At 72.6% G+C, this 22,044-nt stretch carries 18 protein-coding genes and 1 pseudogene; 13 read left to right on the forward strand and 6 right to left on the reverse strand.

Annotation, left to right across the window (positions count from 1 at the left end; genetic code table 11):
• Window positions 1-19 precede the first annotated feature (19 nt).
• Both E8M80_RS22190 and E8M80_RS22195 read left to right on the forward strand, forming a co-directional pair.
• Complete coding sequence (locus tag E8M80_RS22190) at window positions 20-973, forward strand: ABC transporter permease (protein ID WP_137127924.1); 954 nt, start codon at window positions 20-22, stop codon at window positions 971-973.
• Between the two features lie 15 nt (window positions 974-988).
• Window positions 989-1,900 carry an ABC transporter permease gene (locus tag E8M80_RS22195; RefSeq protein ID WP_137127925.1) on the forward strand — a complete coding sequence of 304 codons (912 nt, stop codon included), beginning with the start codon at window positions 989-991 and terminating at the stop codon, window positions 1,898-1,900.
• A gap of 126 nt (window positions 1,901-2,026) precedes the next feature.
• Here E8M80_RS22195 and E8M80_RS22200 read toward each other — a convergent pair whose 3' ends face one another.
• The 3 genes from E8M80_RS22200 to E8M80_RS22210 form a co-directional block, all read right to left on the reverse strand.
• Window positions 2,027-3,307, reverse strand: a complete 1,281-nt coding sequence (locus tag E8M80_RS22200) for a hypothetical protein (protein WP_137127926.1) — start codon at window positions 3,305-3,307, stop codon at window positions 2,027-2,029.
• Window positions 3,285-4,730, reverse strand: a complete 1,446-nt coding sequence (locus E8M80_RS22205) for a hypothetical protein (protein ID WP_137127927.1) — start codon at window positions 4,728-4,730, stop codon at window positions 3,285-3,287. The genes E8M80_RS22200 and E8M80_RS22205 overlap by 23 nt, the downstream gene beginning before the upstream one ends.
• Before the next feature lie 92 nt (window positions 4,731-4,822).
• A complete protein-coding gene (locus E8M80_RS22210; protein ID WP_137127928.1) occupies window positions 4,823-5,455 on the reverse strand; it encodes a glutathione S-transferase family protein in 633 nt (210 codons plus the stop codon).
• Window positions 5,456-5,926: 471 nt separating this feature from the next.
• Between E8M80_RS22210 and E8M80_RS22215 the strand changes: the two genes are divergently transcribed.
• Both E8M80_RS22215 and E8M80_RS22220 read left to right on the forward strand, forming a co-directional pair.
• The gene (locus E8M80_RS22215; protein WP_170979572.1) at window positions 5,927-7,123 is read left to right on the forward strand and encodes an MFS transporter; all 1,197 of its coding nucleotides are present in this window, start codon (window positions 5,927-5,929) and stop codon (window positions 7,121-7,123) included.
• Between the two features lie 301 nt (window positions 7,124-7,424).
• A pseudogene (locus tag E8M80_RS22220) lies at window positions 7,425-7,722 on the forward strand (IS3 family transposase); the annotation flags it as partial.
• A 163-nt stretch (window positions 7,723-7,885) separates the two neighbouring features.
• On the opposite strand, the gene E8M80_RS22225 reads toward E8M80_RS22220, so the two are convergent.
• A complete protein-coding gene (locus tag E8M80_RS22225; RefSeq protein WP_137127930.1) occupies window positions 7,886-8,737 on the reverse strand; it encodes a class I SAM-dependent methyltransferase in 852 nt (283 codons plus the stop codon).
• 143 nt (window positions 8,738-8,880) lie between these two features.
• On the opposite strand from E8M80_RS22225, the gene E8M80_RS22230 reads away from it, so the two are divergent.
• The 3 genes from E8M80_RS22230 to E8M80_RS22240 all read left to right on the forward strand — a co-directional run bounded on the left by E8M80_RS22230 (window position 8,881) and on the right by E8M80_RS22240 (window position 13,299).
• Complete coding sequence (locus tag E8M80_RS22230; RefSeq protein ID WP_137127931.1) at window positions 8,881-11,904, forward strand: AAA family ATPase; 3,024 nt, start codon at window positions 8,881-8,883, stop codon at window positions 11,902-11,904.
• Window positions 11,905-11,907: 3 nt separating this feature from the next.
• The gene (locus E8M80_RS22235; protein WP_137127932.1) at window positions 11,908-12,162 is read left to right on the forward strand and encodes a DUF4242 domain-containing protein; all 255 of its coding nucleotides are present in this window, start codon (window positions 11,908-11,910) and stop codon (window positions 12,160-12,162) included.
• Between the two features lie 279 nt (window positions 12,163-12,441).
• On the forward strand, window positions 12,442-13,299 hold the full coding sequence (locus tag E8M80_RS22240; RefSeq protein WP_170979573.1) for an alpha/beta fold hydrolase: 858 nt from the start codon (window positions 12,442-12,444) through the stop codon (window positions 13,297-13,299).
• Between the two features lie 263 nt (window positions 13,300-13,562).
• Here the strand turns inward: E8M80_RS22240 and E8M80_RS22245 are convergent, their stop codons facing one another.
• Complete coding sequence (locus E8M80_RS22245; protein ID WP_137127934.1) at window positions 13,563-14,081, reverse strand: GTP-binding protein; 519 nt, start codon at window positions 14,079-14,081, stop codon at window positions 13,563-13,565.
• A 174-nt stretch (window positions 14,082-14,255) separates the two neighbouring features.
• On the reverse strand, window positions 14,256-15,278 hold the full coding sequence (locus E8M80_RS22250; protein ID WP_137127935.1) for an enoyl-CoA hydratase/isomerase family protein: 1,023 nt from the start codon (window positions 15,276-15,278) through the stop codon (window positions 14,256-14,258).
• Window positions 15,279-15,362: 84 nt separating this feature from the next.
• Between E8M80_RS22250 and E8M80_RS22255 the strand changes: the two genes are divergently transcribed.
• The 6 genes from E8M80_RS22255 to E8M80_RS22280 form a co-directional block, all read left to right on the forward strand.
• Window positions 15,363-16,466 carry an ABC transporter ATP-binding protein gene (locus tag E8M80_RS22255; protein WP_137127936.1) on the forward strand — a complete coding sequence of 368 codons (1,104 nt, stop codon included), beginning with the start codon at window positions 15,363-15,365 and terminating at the stop codon, window positions 16,464-16,466.
• 30 nt (window positions 16,467-16,496) lie between these two features.
• Window positions 16,497-17,540: an ABC transporter substrate-binding protein gene (locus tag E8M80_RS22260; RefSeq protein WP_137127937.1), complete on the forward strand. Its 1,044-nt coding sequence runs from the start codon at window positions 16,497-16,499 to the stop codon at window positions 17,538-17,540.
• Window positions 17,541-17,730: 190 nt separating this feature from the next.
• Window positions 17,731-18,909, forward strand: coding sequence for an ABC transporter permease (locus tag E8M80_RS22265; protein ID WP_137127938.1), 1,179 nt, complete (start codon window positions 17,731-17,733; stop codon window positions 18,907-18,909).
• Entirely contained in the window at window positions 18,909-19,721 is an 813-nt protein-coding gene (locus tag E8M80_RS22270) for an ABC transporter permease (RefSeq protein WP_137127939.1), read from the forward strand. The genes E8M80_RS22265 and E8M80_RS22270 overlap by 1 nt, the downstream gene beginning before the upstream one ends.
• A 223-nt stretch (window positions 19,722-19,944) precedes the next feature.
• The gene (rpsA, locus tag E8M80_RS22275; protein ID WP_137127940.1) at window positions 19,945-21,657 is read left to right on the forward strand and encodes a 30S ribosomal protein S1; all 1,713 of its coding nucleotides are present in this window, start codon (window positions 19,945-19,947) and stop codon (window positions 21,655-21,657) included.
• Window positions 21,658-21,840: 183 nt separating this feature from the next.
• Window positions 21,841-22,044 (forward strand): FAD-dependent monooxygenase (locus tag E8M80_RS22280; RefSeq protein WP_170979574.1); only part of this gene is annotated, 204 nt, incomplete at its 3' end.

Below are 22,044 nucleotides of genomic sequence, written 5' to 3' on the forward strand. Positions count from 1 at the left end.
AGAATGAGAGGATGAGCGGATGTTCTTCTACCTGATCAGGCGCATCCTCTACGCCATCCCGATCGCGCTCGCGGTCGGGCTGTTCTGCTTCATGCTGGTGCAGATCGCGCCGGGCGACCCGATCAACGCCATCGTGCCGGCCGATGCGCCGGGCGACGTGGTGGAACAGGTCCGGCGCGACTATGGCCTCGACAAGCCGCTGCCCGTGCAGTTCGGCATCTGGCTGGCCAAGGTGGTGCAGGGCGACCTCGGCCGCTCGCTCGCCACGGGGCGCACGGTCTGGTCGGACCTGTCGGGCGCCATCTCGAACACGCTGCTGCTGGCGAGCGTCGCCTCGATCCTCGGCTTCGTGCTGGGCTGCGTGCTGGGCGGGCTCGCGGGGACCTTCCGCGGGTCGCTGATCGACCGCGTCGCGGTGGGCATCGCGGTCGCGGGCGTATCGGTGCCGCACTACTGGCTCGGCATGGTCATGGTCGTGCTGTTCTCGGTGCAGCTGAACTGGCTGCCGGCGATGGGGGCTGGCCCCGGGGGCTCCGCCGACTGGGTCTGGAACTGGGAACACATGCAGCACCTGGTGCTGCCCGCGGTCACGCTCGCCGTCATTCCCATGGGCATCGTGACGCGCACGGTGCGCGGCATCATCGCCGAGATCATGAACCAGGAATTCGTCACCGCGCTGCGCGGCAAGGGCCTGACCCGCGCCGGCATCTTCATCCACGTGGTCAAGAACGCTGCGCCGAATGCGCTGGCCGTGATCGGGCTGCAGCTCGGCTATCTGATGGGCGGCTCGATCCTGGTCGAGACGGTGTTCTCCTGGCCCGGCACCGGGCTGCTGCTGAACAACGCGATCTTCCAGCGCGACCTGCCGGTGCTGCAGGGCACCATCCTGGTGCTGGCGATGTTCTTCGTGGGCCTCAACCTGCTGGTGGACCTGGTGCAGACCGCGCTCGATCCCCGCATCAAGCGCGCGTGAGAGGGGAATGAGCCGATGAGCACCGCCACCCCCCGCAGCGCCGCCGAGGCCGAGCTCGCCATCCAGGCGAAGCAGGCCGTCGCGAAGTCCCAGGGCTACTGGGCCGGCGTCTGGAAGCGCCTGCGCCGTGACCCGCTGACCATCGCCTGCGCCCTGGTGCTGCTGGTGATGTTCCTCGTGATCCTGTTCGCGCCGCTGGTCGCGCCGCACGACCCCTACCAGGGCTCGATGCTGCGCCGACTGCGCCCGATCGGCACGCCGAACTACCCGCTCGGCACCGACGAGCTCGGCCGCGACATGCTGACCCGCCTGATCCATGGGGGGCGGCTGTCCTGGTTCATGGGGATCGTGCCGGTCTTCCTCGCCTTCGTGATCGGCACCGCGCTCGGCGTGCTGGCGGGCTTCAACGGCGGCAAGACGAACATGGCGATCATGCGCGTGACGGACGTGTTCTACGCCTTCCCGTCCGTGCTGCTGGCGGTCGCGATCTCGGGCGCGCTCGGCGCGGGCATCACCAATGCCATCCTGGCGCTGACGCTGGTCTTCATCCCGCCGATCATCCGCGTCGCGGAAAGCGTGACGACGGGCGTACGCAACCTCGACTTCGTGGACGCGGCGCGGGCGTCGGGCGCCTCCGCCTTCACCATCGTCCGGGTGCATGTGCTGGGCAACGTGCTGGGGCCGATCTTCGTCTATGCGACGTCGCTCATTTCCGTCTGCATGATCCTGGCGAGCGGGCTGTCCTTCCTCGGCCTCGGCACCAAGCCGCCTGAGCCCGAATGGGGGCTGATGCTGAACACGCTGCGCACCGCGATCTACGTGCAGCCGTGGGTGGCCGTTCTGCCGGGCGTCTGCATCTTCGTGACCAGCATCTGCTTCAACCTGCTGTCGGATGGGCTGCGCCAGGCGATGGACGTGAAGGGCTGAAAGCCCTTGGCATACATCGTTCATTTGCCTGGCACGCCTGTCGGCGTGACGGCGGTAAAGGGCTGGACGGAGGATTCCGGAAACTGAGTTTGCCGGTGGGGAGTCGAGGGCGGACGGCGCCCCGTCTTACCGTCCTGCCAGCAGAGCGTCCCGCGCCGCGGTCACCGCCTCGACCACGGCATCCGTCACGAGAGCGCCAGCTTGCGCCTGGCAATACTCCGCGAGCGGCCGGCAGGTCGCCGGACCGCCGGCTTCCGCCTCCCAGGGCATGCGGTCGGGAAAGACCAGCCCGCGCAGATCCGGCGCGTTCGGGATGTCGCGCAGGAAGCGCGCCTCGCGGCCCGGGGCGGTCCAGCGCGTGGCGACCTCGACGCCGTATTGCCCGGCCTCGTTGCAGCGCCGCAGCACGACGCGCGTGACCTCGGCGGTCCATGGTGCCGCCCCGCCTGCCGTAGCCCTGCGCGAAGCTGCGGGCAGGGCGAGCGCCTCGGCGAAGCGCGCTCCGATCGCCGCGGGTGCCGTCTGTGCGTTCAGACCTTCCAGGCAGGGCTGCCACTCACGCACGACCACTGCGGTGTGGAGCCCTTCCGCCCCCGCGGCCAGGGCGCCGATCGCAACCGACCCGAGCGCGGCCGCGAAAAAGGGTGCTCCGACGATGATGCCGACTTCCCGTCCCCCTTCCACGGCCGAGGCGCCGATTCTCGCGAAACCGCCTGCGATGTACATCATCCCCCGGCTGCCAGCGCGGCTCACCAGATCCTCCCAGTTGATCGCGGACTGCACCGCGACGGAATTGATGCCCGCGGTAATGGATGAGGGTGCCGGCCAGCCCGCGGCGGCGCTGCGCCGGTCAAAGCGCACGGCGAGGCGCGTGGTCGCGGGGCTGGTGCCTTCGGGCAGGGCGGGGCGCTCGGCCGCGGGCTCGGCGCGCGGCGTGCCGATCGCCTGGCATGGCTGGGCGACCGTGTAGGGGCAGTCGAAGGGGAAGGAGCCGACATAGGCGGGGCCGCCACCCGCCGGCACCATGAAGGTGAAGGCGCGCCCGTCGTTCTGCTGGTTGCCCCCGCCGAGCGTCATGTACCAGCTTCCGGGCGGCAGGGCTTGCAGCACCCAGCCGCGGGCGCCGGCGGGGGACCAGGCCGTGGTGGTACCGAAGCGCTGCGTGCGCCCGTCCTCCATGCGCGTGACCATGGCGGGTACGGAGGCGGTCTGCCCGCCGACGAAGATCCCCTCCCCCGTGTCGGCGCGATGGAACCGCGCGAGGACGAGGACCTCGCCGCGAGAGGAGGCGCGCTGCAGGTCGTGCGGCGTCAGTTCGACCGGTACTCGCGGCGGCGCACAGGCGGCGAGCGCTGCCGTCGCGACGAGACCGGCGTGGAAGAAGCTACCGTGTCGTCGCGATCGCATCGCGCGCCTCCGTCACGCCGCGCAGCACCTCCTCCAGCAGCAGCGCCGATCCGCCCGCACCGCAATACGCGGCCAGCGGCCGGCACGCCGCCGCGCTCGCCACCGGCAGTTCCCAGGGCGGCGGGCGGGAATGGACGAGGCGCGGATCCGGGTCCGCCTCCGCGACGCTGCGCGCGAAGGCGATATCGAAGGCGGGGTCGGCCTCTCCCGCGCGGCGCGCCGTCCAGCGCGTCGCGACCTCGACCCCGTGGCGGTCGGGCGCGGCGCCGCACTGGCGGAAGATGACGCGCGACACCGTCGCCTCCCATGGCCCCGGCAGCGCCGCGCCGCGACCGGCCTGGCGCTGTGGCGACAGGGTCACGCGCAGATGGCGCTCCACGTTGTCGGGTGCCAGCGTCGCGGCGATGCCGGCGGCGCAGGGGCCCCATTGCTCCTGCGCGAGGGCGGCGGCGCGGAGCGCCTCGGCGGTGCGGCGGGCCTCCTCGGCGGTGCGGCGATTGCGCTGGTCCTCGGCGATGGCGCGCGCGATCAGCACCGTTGGCACAACCACGACGAGGATGGCGACCATGGCGCCGAGGGCGAAGATGCTGCCCGCGCCCGCCGCGGCGCCGAGCCCGCCGCCGATGGCGCCGCCGATCTGTCCGCCCATATTCGACGTCGAGACGAGCGACTCCTCCCCGGACCAGGGCTCCAGGTCGCTGCGGGGCTCGGCGGGGACCTGGTCCGGCGGCGCGGGCAGGGCGCCTTGCGACGTGACGGCATTCCAGTCGATCGCCGCGAGCCAGAGGCGGCTGTCCACGCGGATCTCCGGCGTCACCGGGCGCGGCAGGCCGCTGGCCGCCAGCGCGGCGGGGTAGGGCCGCGCCAGGCGGGTCGTGGGCGGCCCGGCGGCGGCCACGTCCGCCGCCACCAGCGCCCGCGCCTCGTCCGACTGGTCGAGCGGCGCGCGGTCGAAGCGGCAGGCGGCATTGGCCTCGCAGGCAAAGCGGAAGGTGCCCACGTAGAGGACCGGCGGCGAAGGCGCCGGAACCGTGAAGGTCAGGTCCGCCGGCGTCGCGTCGCGCGGGTCCGGCGTCGCGAGCCGCAGGAAGTAGCGCCCCGCGGGGAGCGGACCCTCGTGCCGCCAGCCTGCCTCGGCGGGCGCTCCTGGCGGCCGGTAGCGCCCCGGCCCTGCCAGGCGCTGCCCCGTGTCCATGTTCCAGAGTTCCGCGCGCGGGGAGATCGCGCCGGCCCCCGTGCCGTCGGCGCCGACGACGCGCAGCAGCACGATGCCGGTCTGCCCGGCGACCTCCGACAACTGGAAGCCGCGCACCACCGCCGCGTCGCGCGCGACCGTGGAACACCCCGCCAGCACCGCCGTCGCGGCGAAGGCGGCACGGCGCCCCCGCGACACCCGCCGCTGCACGCAGCCTGCCCGCGCCATGAGACGACTCCTTCCCCGAAATTAGGAAAGGATGTCCGAATGGACTTCACGGGACCTTGATCCACAGCAAAGGGGCGGGCGCCCCGGCGGCGTCAGCTCAGCGGCGGCGCCACCCAGCGCCGGAAGCCCGGCCGCTCCGCGATCGTCGCGAACCAGGCCTCGAGCGTCGGGAACCGCGGCATGCCCTCGACGCGCACCTCCGGCCCGAACCAGCGCCGCGCGTAGCAGCCGAGCACGATGTCGGCGATCGTCATCGTCGGCCCGTCGAGATACGGCCCGCCATGCCGCGCGATCCAGGCGTCGACCATGGACCAGCAGGCGCCGCCCGCCTTCATCGCCGCCATCACCGCAGCCATGTCGCGCTTGTCGGCCGGCGTGCGCACCATGCCCCAGAACAGGTTGCGCTCGGCGCCGGAGAGGGTCGAGAGCTGCCAGTCCATCCAGCGGTCGGCACTCGCCCGCGCCGCCGGGTCGGCGGGATAGAGCGCGCTGCCGTGCTTCATCGCGAGGTAGCGCAGGATCGAGTTCGATTCCCACAGCACGAAGCCGTCATCCTCGATGGTCGGCACGCGGCCGTTCGGATTCATGGCGCGGTATTCCGGCGTGTCCACCACGCCGTGCTCCATGCCGGCATCGGCGCGTTCATGCGGCGTGCCGAGCTCGTCGAGGATCCAGAGCACCTTCTTCACATTGACCGAGTTCACCCGGCCCCAGACCTTCAGCATCGCGTCCCCCCTTGCGTCAGGAAGCGGAGGAAGAGGGAGACTTCTCGCCTCCACGGGTCCCGTCGTCGTCGCCGCGCGACGTCCGCGGGCGCCCGCGCGCCCTCGACCTTCCTTGCAACCTGGAGACTGACAGCCGGCGCCGGCGTCAGGAAGCCCGAGAGGGGTGGGGGCGCGCGGATGGATCCACCTGTGCAGAACAAACAGCGACCATCGACCAGTCAGACCCGACGCGTGCGCCATCCGGGCGCCGTCACCGTTGCAAGAACCGCCGGATCGCCGATACGCTCACCACTCGATGACCATATCGGCCGGCTATCCGGGGAATGTCGACTAGGGCCGAGGCGAGAGAGGTCTCCGCCCTGCGAACCCCATTCGACCGCCTTCGGCATCCGGGACCCCACCCTCCAGGGTCTGCGCCCGAAGCCAAGGAAGGGAGGGGGTTCGGGGGACGTTTCCCTCCGCCGACCTTCCATGCCTGACGCCCCCTGGCGTTCCCTCTTCCGCGACCGCGACTTCCTGCGTCTCTGGACCGCGGGCCTCAGCATCTTCGTCGTCCGTTGGCTCGAGATGCTGGTCGTCGGCGTCTTCGCCTATGCCGCGACGGGCTCGGCGTTCGTCGTGGCCATGCTCACCATGCTCCGCCTGCTGCCGATGGGGCTGTTCGGCGCCTTCCTCGGCGTGGCGGCGGACCGGATGGACCGGCGCAGCGCGCTGCTGCTCATCATGCTCTCGCAGGTCGCGACATCGGCCGCGATCGGTGCCCTGGCGCTGGCCGGCGCGGTGCAGGTCTGGCACCTCGCGGTGGCGTCCTTCATGAACGGCGTCGCCTGGGCCTCCGACAACCCGGTGCGGCGCGCCATGCTCGGCCAGGTGGCGGGGCCGGCGCGCATGGGTGCCGCGATGTCGATCGATGTCGGCACCAACAATGCCAGCCGCATGGCGGGCCCGGCGCTGGGCGGCGCGCTGCTGGCGACCGCCGGGCTGGAGGGCGCCTTCCTGCTGAGCGTCGTGGTCTACCTGCCCGGTCTGGTCGCTGTGCTGCGCCTGCCGGCCGCGCCGCCGGCCCGGGCCGTGTCGCCCTCGGTGCTCGCCAGCATCGCCGAGGGCTTCCTGTTCCTCCGCCGCGAACCGCGCCTGTTCGCCACGCTGCTGGTGACGCTGCTGTTCAACCTGTTCGGCTGGCCCTTCACCAGCATGATCCCCGTGATCGGCCAGGACCGGCTCGGGCTGGAGGCGACGGGCATCGGCGTGCTGGCCGGCATGGACGGCGTGGGCGCGCTGCTCGGCGCGACGGCCATCGCGGTGCTGGCGAAGCCGGCGCAGTACCGCGCGATCTATATCGGCGGCATCGCGCTGTACTTTGCGATGCTGACCGCCTTCGCCCTGGCGACCGACCCCGTGCTGGCGGGCCTGGCGCTGGTGCTGACCGGCGTCGGCGGTGCAGGCTTCGCCATCATGCAGCCGACGCTGGTCCTGCTGGCGACGCCGGCCGAGATGCGCAGCCGGGTGCTCGGCCTGCTGTCGGTCTGCATCGGCCTCGGGCCGGTCGGCTTCCTGGCGCTGGGCGCGCTGGCGGAGGCGGTGGGCGCGCCGGCGGCGACGGCGGCGATGGGCGTGGCGGGCCTGGTCGCGCTGGCGGCGACGCGACGCTGGTGGCTCAGGATCTGACGCCCTGCGCGCGAAGCCCCGACCCGCGGCCCGGTGGGCAGCCCTTCATCCAAGGCGCACGAAGGCGGAACCTTCGTGCCCCTGGCGTCATGCCGATCTAACTGTTCTCCCAAGGGCTACCGGGCTCGATGAACAGCGTCCTCACGCCCTCTTGGCTGGGCCAGTCGCGCACCGCCTTGGCGGCAAGCGCGGGCCCAGATGGCAGGGTCATCGGCTACCTCTCGTCCATCGAATCCGAAGCGAGGAAGACGCTCATGAAGGACTGACCACTCCCCGCAAACCGTCCAAGGAAGCAGGGCAACTTCAACTTCAATACGGCCGGTACGGCTATCGCTGGATCAGGGCCTTGCTCAGAAACGCGGGCTGGGCAGTGAACCGAAAAAGGGATGGGGCGGATCTGGCGTCGGGAGGGGCTGATAGTGCCGCAGCGGCAGCCGAAACGCGGCAGGCTGTGGCTGGTGGGCGGGTCCTGCATCCGGCTGCGGCCGGAGCGGGTGAACCATGTCTGGGCGTACGACGTCGTCGAAGACCGGACCTGGGACGGGCGGACGTTCCGGATGCTGTGCGTGGTGGACGAGTTCACGCGTGAGGCGCAGGCGGCGCGTAACGGCCGATGCCGAACGCGCCTCGGATCGCCGGCGCCCGCACCGCACGCCCGGTTCGTCCCACCAATCCGGGAAAAGAGCCGTGGGCGATAACTCTCCGAGGCTGGCCCATTGTGGGTGGGCCAGCCGTATCGACCGGGCATCGGTTCTTGCCCCGTCAGGCCCGCCCGACGCCCACGACCAGTTCGCACGGGCCCACGAAGCCGCCGGCCCCTTCGAACCCGCGCAGCGCCTCCTCGATCTCCACCCAGGCCGCGGTCCGGCCTGCCTCGTCGAGGCCGCCGAGCATCTGGTGCAGGGCGCCGAACGACTCCCGCTCGAAGCGCACGCAGTCGGCGGCCGAAGCCATCCGCAGCGGCGCCTCCATGCGCCGGCAGACCACGTCCTCGAAGCCCGCGGCGCGGAGTTCGCCTTCGAGCACGCCCTCGCCGCCCAGGCTGAACGGGCCGGGCTGCCCGGGCAGCGGCGGCGGAAGCCCGGCGCGGCGACGGATGATCGAGACCGGCACCGAGAAGAAGCCGTTGCGCCCGGCCGGCCCGTAGACGATCACGGCGACGCGCCCGCCCGGCCGCAGGGCCCGCTTCATGCTGGCGAGTGCGGCCGCGCGGTCGGGGAAGTAGATCAGGCCGACGCGCGAAACCACGGCATCGAAGGTCCCCTCCGGCACGTCGAGGGCCTCGCCGTCCATCGCGCGGGTCCCGACATTGGCGAAGCCGGCGCGCCGTGCGTTCTCCGCGGCGAATTCGAGGATGGCCGGCGCGATATCAGTGGCGAGCACGTGCCCTTCGGGGCCGACGCGCGCGGCGATCTGCAGCGTCTGGTCGCCGGCGCCGGCGGCCACGTCCAGCACGCGCTGGCCGGATCCGATCTCTGCCAGGTCGAGCATCAGCTCGGTTGCCGGACCGAGCCATTCGCGGAGGAACGGCCCCCATGCGTCCCAGGCCGGCGCGGCGGTCTGCCACTGTTCGCGCGTGGTCTGCTTGTACTTCACCGGATCGAAGGTGCTCATGATCTGCCTCCCGGGGTCGTCGCCCTGCGCCGGACCATCCGGATTCGCGGTGCGCGACCTCGTGTACTAGGCTGCGGTCGCGCCGTGGACGCGCCCGTGGGAATGGGCGTTGGAATCCGTGGGGCCGAACAAGGCCGGCAACCATGGCAAGTGATGGCCTCCGCATTCGCCTGCTGGGCGAGCTGGAGCTCCTGCGCGACGGAAAGGCGGCGAAACTCCCGGCGTCCAGGAAGACACGCGCGCTGCTCGGCTATCTCATCGCCACCGCCGATACGCACCGGCGCGAGCGGCTCTGCGACCTCCTGTGGGACGGCCCCGACGACCCGCGTGCCGAACTCCGCTGGAGCCTGAGCCGCATCCGACCGCTGCTCGACGATGCCGGCGCGATCCGCCTGCGTGCGGACCGGGAGCGCATCGCCTTCGAAGCCGGCGGCGCCGCCATCGACCTCCGTGCGGTGCAGGGGCTGCTGAAGGGCGGCATCGCCGCCACGCCGACCGACGCGTTGCGCGCGGCCGTCGGGCTGTTCCGCGGCGAGTTCCTCGACGGTCTCGACCTGCCTGGCTGCTACCGCTTCCACGCCTGGTGCCTTGCCGAGCGGGAGGCGGCCAGCGCGACGCGGCTCGCCCTGCTCGGTGCACTGGTGGAGCGCCTCGACGACGATCCGGAGGAAGCGCTGGGCCATGCCCGCGCCCTGGTGGCGGCGGACCCGCTCTCCGAGGCCGGGCACGCGGCGGTGGTCCGGCTGCTGGGGCGGCTCGGGCGCCGGCGCGACGCGCTCGCGCACCACGACCACGCCCGTGGCGTGCTACTGGCGGAGTTCGGCGCTGCCTCCGGCGAGCTTGAGCGCGCGCGGCGCGCGCTGGCGTCGCGACCGGTCGCCGCACCGCCGGTCGTGCAGGACATGCCTCACGGTGCCGGGGACGAACCCTCCGTGGAGGTCACGATGCCGCCCCTGGTCGGGCGCGCGGCCGAGCGATCCCTGCTGGATGCGGAGGTCGCGGCCGCCGTCGACGGGCATGCCCGTCGCGTCCTGCTCCTCACCGGCGAGCCGGGCATTGGCAAGAGCCGCCTGCTCGCGCACCTGGCCGAACGCATGGCGCTGGTCGGCGGCCGCGTCCTGGGCGGCCGCGCCTTCGAGGCCGAGGTGGGTCGCCCCTTCGGCATCTGGATCGATGCCCTGCGCGCCGTTCCGGCGGCAGAGGTTCCCGAGGCGCTGCGCCTCGACCTCGCGCCGCTGCGCCCCGGGGCTTGCCCCGGGGCCCCGGCCGGCGAGCGGACCCCGGACCGGTCGCGCCTGTTCGACGCGGTCGTGGCGCTGCTTCGGCACCTCGTCGCGCGGCGCCCTGCCGTGCTCCTGCTCGACGACGTCCAATGGCTGGACGAGGCATCGGCGTCGCTGCTGCATTTCGTGCTGCGCGAAGGGGCCATGGCGTCACGGCTCCTCATCGCCTGCGCCGCGCGTCCGGGGGAGCTGGAGGACAACGCCGCCGCCTCTCGCGTGGTCCTCGCGCAGCAGCGCGCGGAGCGTCTGACCGAGATGCCGCTCGGGCCGCTCGACATGGCGGAAACCCAGGAGCTGGTGCGCGCCGTGGCCCCGGTGCTCGATGCCGCTCCGGTCTTCGCGGACAGCGCGGGCAATCCGTTTCTCGCGCTGGAACTCGCGCGTGCGGGGCGCGATGGCACGGCGCAGCCTGGGCAGACGACGCGGGCGCTCGATGCGGTCATCGCCGGTCAGCTTGCGCGGCTGACGCCCGGCGCGCGCGACCTGCTGGCCTGGGCGGCCGCGCTCGGCCGAGCCTGCGATCCGGAGCTGCTGGGGCAGGCCTCAGGCATCGCGGCGCCGGAGCTCGCCACATTGATCGAGGAGCTCGAGCGTCGCGGGATCCTCCGGGCGGGCACCGAGGACTGCGACTTCGTCCACGACCTGCTGCGCCAGGCCGTCTACCGCACCATCTCGCAGCCCCGCCGGCGACTGCTCCACCGCCGGATCGCGCGCCTGCTTGAGGCCGCTTCCGGCTCGGACGACAGCGCGGCCGGCGAGCTGGCGCGGCACGCGGCGCTCTGCGGTGACGACGCGATGGCCCTGCGGGCCTGCATCCTTGCCGGCGAACGCTGCCTGCGGCTGTTCGCCCAGGCGGAGGCCGGCGGCTTCGCCGATCGCGGCCTCTGGCATCTCGACCGCCTGTCGTCGCCCGGGCCGGATGCAGCCGAGGCGCGCATCGGCCTGCTGAGGATCAGGGTGCTCGCGGGCACGGGTCCCGGCCTGCGGCGGGTGCCGGACCTCGCCGATGCCGTGGCGCGGGCGACCGCGGCGGCCGAGGCCGACGGCGCCGCGACTGCCGCGGCGACCGGCCATTACCTGCTGTCCGTGCTGCATCAGCAGGCCGGCGACGCCGATGGCGCGCGGGAGAGCACGGTGCGCGCGGCCGCGGCGGGGCGAGGCGCCGCTGACCTCCGGGTCCATGCGCGACAGCTCGCGAACACGGCGCGCTGCCTGCTGGAACTGGAGACCGAGGTCGAGCAGGCCGGCGCGCTGCTCGACGAGGCGCAGGTGCTGGCCAGCTCGCTGGGACTGGAGATGTGCGAGCTCGACTGGGGCCTCGGCCTGCTCGCGCGCCGGAACGGGAGGCTGGTGGACGCGGCACCGTTCATGCGGCGCGCGCTGGCGCTCGCCCGGCGCTCGGCCGATCGATGGCGCGAATACAAATGCCTGACCTGGCTCGCCGTGGTGAGCCTCGAAGAGGGGCGGCTGGCGGAAGTGGAAAGCCTGTGCACTGAAATTTCCGAGGTCGCCGCGCGCATGGGGGAGGATGCGCCGTTCGCCGAGGCGCTCGGGGCGCTGGCGGCGCTGCGCGCCGATGCGCCCGGCGCCGAGGGTCGGCTCGACGCGGCCATCGCGCGGCTGCGCGCCGTGGACGACAAGGGCTACCTTGCCTACGCGCTGAACGCGGCGGCGGGGCACCATCTCAGCGCCGGGCGGGTCGAGGCGGCGCAGGCAGCGGCCGCGGAAGCGCTGTCCGCCGCCGCGGCCGTCGGGCGCGGGGGGGAGGCGGCGGCCGCGCGCGCCACGCTGGCGCGGGCCGCGGCGGCTGGCTCCGCCATTCCCACGGTGGCTCCCACGCCCGCCGGGCAGGCTGCCGCGCGTCCACGAACCCGGAGGAGATGAGCCATGACCCGCTTCATCGTCGAGCGCAGCTTCGAGCCGCCGCTGACCCGCGACGAGCTCAGCGAGGTCGAGCGCCGGATGGCGCCCTGCCTGGAGCTCTACGGCGTCCGCTGGCTGCGGAGCTTCTGGTCGGAGGACCGCCGGCGCATGGTCTGCGAATACGAGGCGGCCGACGCGGCGAGCGTGCGGTCCGTGCAGCACGAGGCCGGCGCCCGCTTCGAACGGGTCTGGCCGGCCGATGTGCTCGAGGCGGGGTGACACGCCAGGCAAGTCCAGGCGGCCACAGCGCGTGAGGCGCCAGGCCACGGAGGCTGGCATCACCACCCGTTCGCGTCACGAACGCGCGGGCAGCGGTGCCTGCACGGGCTTCGCGCCTGGGGCGCCGGAGCAACCTCCGGAGAACGCGCGTCCGGATCCGAACCGCTTCCATCCGGAAGGATCGGTCGGTGGTGAACAGCGGGCGGGTCGCGTGTCAGGGCGCGATCTGCTGCAATGTGGCCCGTGCAGGCCCAGGGCTGCCGCAAGGGAGGAAACGCTGTGATCGAAGATCGCCGGATCGAGCTGCAGCCCGGGCTCGTCTTCGACGTGTCCGTCGCGGGCGCGCCCGAGGCGCCTCTGGTCCTGCTGCTGCACGGCTTTGCCGTCTCGCGCCATCTCTATGACGCACAGCTGCCTGCGCTTGCCGCTGCGGGGTTCCTGGCCGCGGCGCCCAATCAGCGAGGATACTCCGCCGGCGCACGTCCGGATCCTGCGCACTTCGCGAACTACGACATCGAGTTGCTGATCGGCGACGCCCTGGCCCTGGTCTCGGCCATGGGTCACGGCAATCGCCGCATTCATCTCGTCGGGCATGATTGGGGCGGCAGCCTGGCCTGGGACATCGCGTTCCGCTTTCCCGAACGCCTGGCATCGCTGACGATGCTGTCGCGGCCGCATCCGGCGGCGTTTGCGCAGGCCCTCGCGGAGGATCCCGAGCAGCCGCAGCGATCGCGGCATCACAAGGCGTTCCAGGACCTGGGCGCCGCCGACATGCTGCTCGCGAACGACGCCGCGTGGATCCGGGTCCGACATGCGGCGAATGGCGTTCCGCCATTGGCGACCGAGAAGCATCTTGCGGTCCTGGGCACGCGGCCAGCCATGGAGGCGGCGCTCGCGTGGTATCGGGCGCGCGGGAAGGTGTATCGCCAGATCGGTGCCGTGGAGGTGCCGACCCTGTTCATCTGGGGCGATGCCGACGATACCGTCGGGCGCATGGCCGCCGAAGGCACCGCTGCATTCGTGAACGCGCCATACCGGTTCGAGGTTCTTCCCGGTGTCGGGCATTACGCGCCGGACCAGATGCCGGAGCGGGTGTCGTCCTCGATGATCCAGCACATCACGCAGCACCCGGCGTGAGTGCCACCACAGGGCCAGCAGGCCAGAGGCGTTACCCGCTGCGGCCCGCGCCAGGACCAGCGCGCCGGGACGCCTCGCCGCATTGGGGTGCCGCAGCCGCGTCCGGGGCGGTTGCGGGTCGCGCCGAATGCGGGAAGCAGTGGGGCGCCCACCGCGCCGATCGCCGATCGCCGCGCACGCCCTGAGGACCCTCGATCGAGATCGTGCCCGCGCAATGGGCCAGGAAGGCCGTCGCTGCCTCCACCCATCGCCTCGAGCGACGATCACGCGGTCTCCCCCGCGACGGTCCCGAATGTCTCCGCAGCCGGCGCGGCGCGCCCGGTTCCTGCCGCCGCGTGTTCCGCCGCAAGCCCGATGGCGACGATGCGCGTGCGCCCACTGCGCTCCGGCCAGGCGCCTTCCCTGGACAGCGCCCAGCGCGTACCGACCTGCTGGTACAGCCGCCGGATGTCGGGCGCCTCGGCCATCTGCACGAAGCCCTTGGCGCGGATCGCCCCGCGGGAGAGGCGCGCGGCCAGGCGATCGAAGGCCGCGCTGGAAAGCGGCGTCGACCGCGCGATCGTCCAGCTGCGATAGAGCGCACGGTGATCGGTCGTCGCAACCTCGTCCGCCGCCGAACGGAAGCGACCGCGAGCAAGACCGAGCAGCACGGCGCGAGGCGCCTCGGCACGCCTGGTCTCGATGCGCTTCGTCCCCGGCGCTGTCGCGTCGAGCGACGCGCCCAGCGCCGCCGAGGGCGGCGCCGAAACGCTCGAGGCCGCCCGCGCGCTGATCGACAGCATCGTCGTCTCGCCGCCCGACGGGAGCTGGCGCGCCGCCCGGCATCGAACTGACCGGCACCCTGATGGCGATGCTCAAGGCCGGCGGGGCCGATCTGGCCCCCGGGGAAGACACCCTTGCCTCACGCCTCGCCGCCATGCTCGACGTTTCGGCGAAAGAAGAACCCCAGGGGAGGTTCACCTACCCCCGAACATCCCCGCGATGGCGGCCGGATCGACATCCTCGATCCGCGCCGGCTGCCAGCTAGGCGCGCCGTCCTTGTCCACCAGCACGGACCGCACGCCCTCGGCGAAATCCGGGTGGTCGTTCACCACGACGCGGGTCAGCGCCAGTTCGGTGGCAAGGCACGCCGTCAGGTCCTGCTCCGCGCCGCGCCGCAGCAGTTCCAGCGACACGCAGAGCGAGGTCGGCGACATCCGCCGCAGGATCCTGGCCTGTGCCGCCGCCCATTCCGTGCCCTCGGCGTCGAGCGCCGCCAGGATCGCGGCCACGCTCGCCTGCCCGAAGCAGCGGTCGATCGCATCGCGCTGCGCGGCGAAGGAGGCCTCCGGAGCCGCCTCGGCGAAGCGCGCGACGGCCTCGGCGCCCTCGGTCACCAGCGCGGCGCGCAGGTCGGCCAGCCGCGCGCGCGGCACGAAATGCGTGGCCAGCCCCGCATGGACGGCATCCGCGCCGGTCAGCCGCGCGCCGGTGAGCGCCAGCCAGGTGCCGATGGCGCCCGGCAGCCGCGGCAGCACGTAGGAGGTGCCGACATCGGGGAACAGCGCGATCGCCGTCTCGGGCATCGCGACCAGCGCGTGCTCGGTCACGACGCGCGGGCCGTTGTGCACCGCGACGCCGATGCCGCCGCCCATGCAGACGCCGTCGATCAGGCTGACCCAGGGCTTGGGGAAGGCGGCGATGCCCGTGTTGACCGCGTATTCCTCCGCGAAGAAGGCCTCGACCGCCGCGCGGTCGCCGGCGATGGCGGAAGCCCGCACGGCCCGCACGTCGCCGCCGGCGCAGAAGGCGCGCCCGCCCGCGCCTTCCAGCACGACCAGCCGCACCTCCGGGTCGTCCTTCCAGGCGGCGATGGCGGCGGCGAAGTCGCGGATCATCTCAAGCGTCAGGGCGTTCAGCGCCTTCGGCCGGTTCATCAGCAGCGTCCCCGCGATGCCCTCGCGCCGCGCGATCAGGCTGGGGTCGGCGGTCTCTGTCATGGCGGCGTCTCCTGTCGGTCCCGGGCGGCGTTACCGGCGCGGCCGGGCGTTGACAAGCGACCGCGCCGCGCCGGAGGTATCGCCATGGCCGATCCCCTGGTGCGCTTCCAAGGCGTGCGCAAGACCTGGCGCGCCGGCGGGCCCGCCGCGGTGGAGGCGCTCGACCTCGACATCGCGCGCGGGGAATTGCTGACGCTGCTCGGCCCCTCGGGCTCGGGCAAGACCACCACGCTGATGATGCTGGCGGGGTTCGAGGCGCCGTCGGCCGGGCGCATCCTGCTGGAAGGCCGGGACATCGCGCGGCTGGCGCCGCACCGGCGCGGCATCGGCGTCGTGTTCCAGTCCTACGCGCTGTTCCCGCACATGGATGTCGCGGGGAATGTCGGCTTCCCGCTTTCGGTGCGCGGGGTCGGCCGGGCGGATCGGGACGCGCGGGTGGCGCGCGCGCTCGCCATGGTCCGGCTCGAAGGGCTGGCGGAGCGCCGCCCCTCGGAACTCTCGGGCGGGCAGCAGCAGCGCGTCGCGCTGGCCCGCGCCCTGGTGTTCGAGCCGCCGATCGTGCTCCTCGACGAACCCCTCGGCGCGCTCGACAAGGCGCTGCGGGAGGAGATGCAGCTCGAGATCCGCCATCTGCACCGGCGCCTCGGCGTGACGATGATGTATGTCACGCACGACCAGGCCGAGGCGCTGACGCTGTCCGACCGCATCGCCGTCTTCGAAGGCGGGCGCGTCCGCCAACTGGCCGCCCCCCGCATGCTGTACGAGCGCCCGGCCGACGCCTTCGTCGCCGGCTTCGTGGGCGAGAACAACCTGCTGCGCGGCACGATCCAGGAGCGCGACGGCGACGAATGCCTGGTGCGCCTGGATTGCGGCCCGCTGGTGCCGGCGCAGGCTGCGGATTGCGGCGGCCCCGGTGAAGGCTGCGTCGTCGCCGTCCGGCCGGAACGGGTTGCCGTGGCGGGGGTCGCGGCGTCGGACCTCGGCGGCGGCGCCTGGCCGGCAACGCTGCAGGAGGCGATCTTCCTCGGCGACCATGTCCGGCTGCGGCTTGCTTTCGGCGACGGCGGGGAGGTGCTGGCCAAGCGCCCGGCGGGCGCCGGCGCCCTGCCCGATCCCGGCGGCCCCGCCGCCATCGCCTGGCCGGAGGGTGCCGCCTTCGCCTTTCGCGAGGCGGCGCCGCGGGTCTAGTCTGTCCTGCCCGGGCACAGGAGACGCATCATGGACCGCCGCACCATCCTCCAGGGCGCGCTTGCCGCCGCCGCGCTGCCGCAAGCCGCGCGCGCGCAGGGGCGGGACCTGACGGTGGTCTCCTGGGGCGGCGCCTACCAGGACGCGCAGCGCGAGGTCTTCTTCCGGCCCTTCCAGCAGCAGACCCGCACCCGGATGCTGGAGGAAACCTGGGACGGCGGCGTCGGCGTGCTGCGCTCCCGCATCGCCTCCGGCGCCAATACCTGGGACGTGGTGCAGGTGGAATCCGAGGAACTGCTGATCGGCGCCGAGGAAGGCCTGTTCGAGCCGCTCGACTGGTCCGCGATCGGCGGCCGGGACGCCTATATCCCGCAGGCGGTTCACGATCACGGCGTCGGCGCCATCCTCTATTCCTTCGTGCTAGCCCATGACCGCGCGCGCACCCCGAACGGCCCGGTGAACTGGGCCGAGTTCCTCGACACCGCGCGCTTCCCCGGCAAGCGCGGCCTGCGCCGCGGCCCGAAGACGACGCTCGAGATCGCGCTGATGGCGGACGGTGTGCCGCCCGACCAGGTCTATGCCGTGCTCGGCACGCCGGCGGGCGTCGACCGCGCGTTCCGGCGGCTCGACGCCGTCAAGCCCGACCTCGCCTGGTGGGAGCGCGGCGCCCAGCCGCCGCAATGGCTGGCGACCGGGGAGGTCGCTATGACCAGCGCCTACAACGGCCGGATCGCGGCGGCGAACGAGGCCGAGGGGCGTGACTTCGCGATCGTCTGGACCAACAACCTCTACACGCTCGATTCCTGGGTGATCATGAAGGGCAGCCCGAACCGGGCGCGGGCGCTGGAATTCCTCGCCTTCGCGGGCAAGCCGGAGGTGCAGGCCGCGCTGCCGCCGCGCATCCCCTACGGCGTCACGGCCCGCAGCGCGAACGAACGCCTGCCGGCGGCGCTGCTGGCGCAACTGCCGACGGCGCCGCAGAACCTGGCCGGGGCGCTGCACGTCAGCGACCGGTTCTGGCTGGACAACCTCGACCGGCTGACGCAGCGGTTCAACGCATGGGTGTCGCGCTGAGCGGCGCCGCCCGTCCGGCCCGCCGCGCCGGAGGTCGCGAGCCCCAGGGGCGCCGGCACGCGGCGCGCCCGGCCGGGTCCGCACGGCTCCCCCGGACGCCGTGCGGGCCGGCCGGCGGCGCGCCGCGCCCACGATATGGACACGTGATGGCGGGGGACGCGGAGGGCGGCGAAGCCCCTTTCCGCCGCGCATGAGCCGCCCCGGCGCGGCGCTCCTGACCGCGCCGCTGCTGCTGTTCCTGCTGGCGACCTTCGTCGCGCCGATCGGCGCCTTCCTCTGGCGCGGCGTCACGGACACAGAGGTCGCGCCCGTGCTGCCGCGCACCGTGGCCGCGCTCGCCGCCTGGGACGGCACCGCCACGCCGGGGGAGGAGGCCTTCGCCGCGCTGGTCGCGGACCTGCGGGCGGCACGGGCGGGCAACCCGACGGGCCTCGCCCGGGCGGCGGCGCGGCTCAACGCCGACCGCCCGGGCTTCCGCGGCCTGCTGCCCACGACGGCCCGCCGCGTCGCCGCCCCGTTCGAGGGGCCGGCCCGCGACGCCGTTCTCGCCGCCAGCGGGGAGTGGGCCGACCCCGAGGCCTGGGGCGCCATCCGCCACGCCGCCGGGCCGCTCTCGGCGTTCCATCTCCTGGCGGCGCTCGACCTCCGGCGGGACGCCACGGGCAGCGTCGCGCCCGTGCCCGAGGACCAGCGCATCTTCCGCGCGGTGCTGGCGCGCAGCCTCTGGATCTCGTTGTTGGTGACGGGCTGCTGCCTGCTGCTCGGCTGGCCGCTCGCCTGGCTGATCGCGACCGCGCGCGGCTGGCCGGCGACGCTGCTGCTGGCCGCGGTGATGCTGCCCTTCTGGATCTCGCTGGTCGTGCGCACCGCGGCCTGGATGGTGCTTCTGCAGCGCGAGGGCCTGGTCAATGCCGCGCTGGCCGCGATGGGGCTGATCGAGGCGCCGCTGCCGCTGATGCTGAACCGCTTCGCCGTGGTGCTGGCGATGGTCCATATCCTGCTGCCCTTCATGGTGCTGCCGCTGGTGGCGGCCTTCCGCGCGCTCGACCCATTCCTGCCGCGCGCGGCCGCGTCGCTGGGCGCCGCGCCCTGGTGGGCGTTCCTGCGGGTGACGCTGCCGCTCTGCCTGCCAGGGATCGGGGCGGGGTGCCTGCTGGTGTTCATCCAGGCGCTCGGCTTCTACGTCACGCCGGCGCTGCTTGGCGGGCCGAACGACCAGATGCTCGCCTGGTTCGTCGGCTTCTACGCGACGCGGAGCGTGAACTGGGGCCTGGCGGCGGCGCTCTCGATCCTGCTGCTGGCCGCGGTCGGGCTTTGCGTCGCACTGTACGGGCGGCTGGCCGGGTTCCGCCGGTCGGGGGCGGCGTGATGGGGCGCGGGCTGCTGTGGGGCGCGGGGGTGCTGGCGGCGCTGTTCCTCCTGGCGCCGATCGTGGCGATCCTGCCGTTGTCCTTCTCGGCGGGTTCCTTCCTGCTCTATCCGCTGCCGGGGGTATCGCTGCGCTGGTATCGGGACTTCTTCGCGTCCGACTTCTGGCTGCCGGCGCTGTGGAACTCGCTGCTGGTCGGCGGCGCGGCGTCGGCGCTCGCGACGGCGCTCGGCACGCCGGCCGCCTTCGGGTTGTGGCGGATGCGCGGCGCGGCGCGGGCCGTGGCGCTCGGTGTGGTGCTGGCGCCGATGGTGGTGCCGGTCATCGTGGTGGCGGTCGCCCTGCTGCTGGCCTTCGGGCCGGTCGGGCTGGTCGCGACGCATGCCGGGCTGATCGTCGCGCATGCCGCGCTCGGCGCGCCCTTCGTTGTGGTGACGGTGCTGGCGTCGCTGGAAGGCTTCGACCCGGTGCAGCTGCGCGCGGCGGCGGCCTGTGGGGCGGGGCCGGTGCGGGCGTTCCTCCGTGTCTGCCTGCCGCAGATCGCGCCCGGCGTCGCGGCCGGGGCGGTCTTCGCCTTCGCGACCTCGCTGGACGAGGTGGTGGTGGCGCTGTTCATCGCCGGCCCCGCGCAGCGCACCCTGCCGCGGCAGATGTTCGCCGGGCTCAACGACCAGATCAGCCTGACGACGGCGGCGGCGGCGGCGATGCTGGTCGGGCTGTCGGTGCTGCTGCTGCTGGTGGTGGCCTGGCTGCAGGCGCGCGCGCGGCGCCGAAGCCACGCCCGGGACGCCTTGTCACCTCGTTCTTCTTGACTCTTTTCCTGTGCGCGCCTAAGGCGCCGTGTCTTTCTGATTCGGAAAGGCGTGCCCCTTCCGGGGGCCGGAGACGGGCGGACCGAAACGCGCTCACCCATCGGGTCCGGGACTGCTGCCGCTGACGGCGCGTCCGGCCAAGTCGTTCCTGCCGCTGGGCAGGCGCGCAGACCGCATCTCCCGCCGCATCGCGGCGGGCCGATACCGGGAAGCACAGCACTACATGGCAAGCATCACCGCCGACCGCGCGGGCAGCGAGGATTTCGCAGCCCTTCTCGACGAAACCCTGGGCGCCGACACCGGCTTTGCCGGCTCGGTCGTCACCGGCAAGGTCATCCGGGTGGATGACGATGTCGCGGTCGTCGATGTCGGCCTGAAAAGCGAGGGGCGCGTCCCCCTCAAGGAATTCGCCGCCCCCGGCCAGAAGGCCGAGGTGAAGCCCGGCGACCTCATCGAGCTCTTCGTCGAGCGCTACGAGGACCGCGACGGCTCCATTGTGCTGAGCCGCGAGAAGGCGCGCCGTGAGGAAGCCTGGACGAACCTGGAAAAGTCCTTCACCGCGCAGCAGCGTGTGAACGGCGTGATCTTCGGCCGCGTGAAGGGCGGTTTCACCGTCGACCTCGGCGGCGCGGTCGCGTTCCTGCCGGGCTCGCAGGTGGACATCCGCCCGGTGCGCGACGTCGGGCCCCTGATGGGCAGCCCGCAGCCCTTCCAGATCCTGAAGATGGACCGCTCGCGCGGGAACATCGTCGTCTCCCGCCGCGCGGTACTCGAGGAGACGCGCGCCGAGCAGCGCAGCGAGCTGATCCAGGGCCTCAAGGAAGGCATGATCCTGGACGGCGTGGTGAAGAACATCACCGACTACGGCGCCTTCGTGGACCTCGGCGGCGTCGATGGCCTGCTGCACGTGACCGACATCGCGTGGCGGCGCATCAACCACCCGAGCGAGGCGCTGACCATCGGCCAGCCCGTAAAGGTGCAGGTCATCCGCTTCAACAGCGAGACGCAGCGCATCAGCCTCGGCATGAAGCAGCTGATGTCCGACCCGTGGGACGGCGTGGCGCTGAAGTACCCGGTCAACGCGAAGTTCGCCGGCCGCGTCACGAACATCACCGACTACGGCGCCTTCGTGGAGCTGGAGCCGGGCGTCGAGGGCCTCGTGCACGTCAGCGAGATGTCCTGGACCAAGAAGAACGTCCATCCGGGCAAGATCGTCGCGACCTCCGAGCAGGTGGACGTGATGATCCTGGACGTGGACGAACCGAAGCGCCGCATTTCGCTCGGCCTGAAGCAGGCGCAGGGCAACCCCTGGGAGCTGTTCCTCGAGGCCCACGCGCCGGGCTCGATCATCGAGGGCGAGATCCGCAACATCACCGAGTTCGGCCTGTTCGTGGGCGTCGGCCCGGACATCGACGGCATGGTCCACATGTCCGACCTGTCCTGGGACGAGGCCGGCGAGGCCGCGATGCAGCACTACACCAAGGGCCAGGTGGTCAAGGCCAAGGTGCTCGACGTCGATGTCGAGAAGGAACGCATCTCCCTCGGCATCAAGCAGCTCGAGGCCGACCCGGCCGCCGAGGTGCTCGACCGCGTGCGCAAGGGCGACATCGTCACCTGCGTGGTCACCAAGGTCGAGACGAACGGCATCGAAGTGAAGGTCGACGAGGTGCTGACGGGCTTCATCCGCCGCGCCGAACTGGCCCGCGACCGCACCGACCAGCGCCCCGACAAGTTCGCCATCGGTGAGAAGGTCGATGCGCGCGTCACCGCGGTGGACCGCGCCGCGCGCCGCTTGGCCCTGACCATCAAGGGCAAGGAGATCGAGGAGGAGAAGGAGGCGATGAAGGAATTCGGCTCGGCCGACTCCGGCGCGTCTCTCGGCGACATCCTGGGCGCGGCGATCCGCCGCCGGCGCGAGATGGCCGGCGAGGAATAAGACCCGCGCGCCTTACGGCGTGACGATGCGGACCCCCGGGGCAGCGATGCCCCGGGGGTTTTGCGTTCCGAGGGGGGCTTTGCCTTCCCGGGCTCTCCCACCAGGGTAGCGACCGCCCCGTGGACCGGTGGATACGGAGAAGGTGTTTGCCGCCGCGCTTGGAAACGATGCAGTCTCGCCGTCGTGGATCGTATCGATACGCTGATCATCGGCGGGGGCCAGGCTGGGCTCGCGATGAGCCACGCGCTGTCGAAGCGCGGGCGGGAACACTGCATCCTGGAACGGGGGAGGATCGCCGAGCGTTGGTTGTCGGAACGATGGGATGGACTGCATTTCCAGACCCCCAACCTGCTTGTTGGCTTGCCCGGCTATCCGCTTGTCCATGAC

Source organism: Roseomonas sp. HF4 (assembly GCF_005222755.1).
GTDB lineage: Bacteria > Pseudomonadota > Alphaproteobacteria > Acetobacterales > Acetobacteraceae > Neoroseomonas.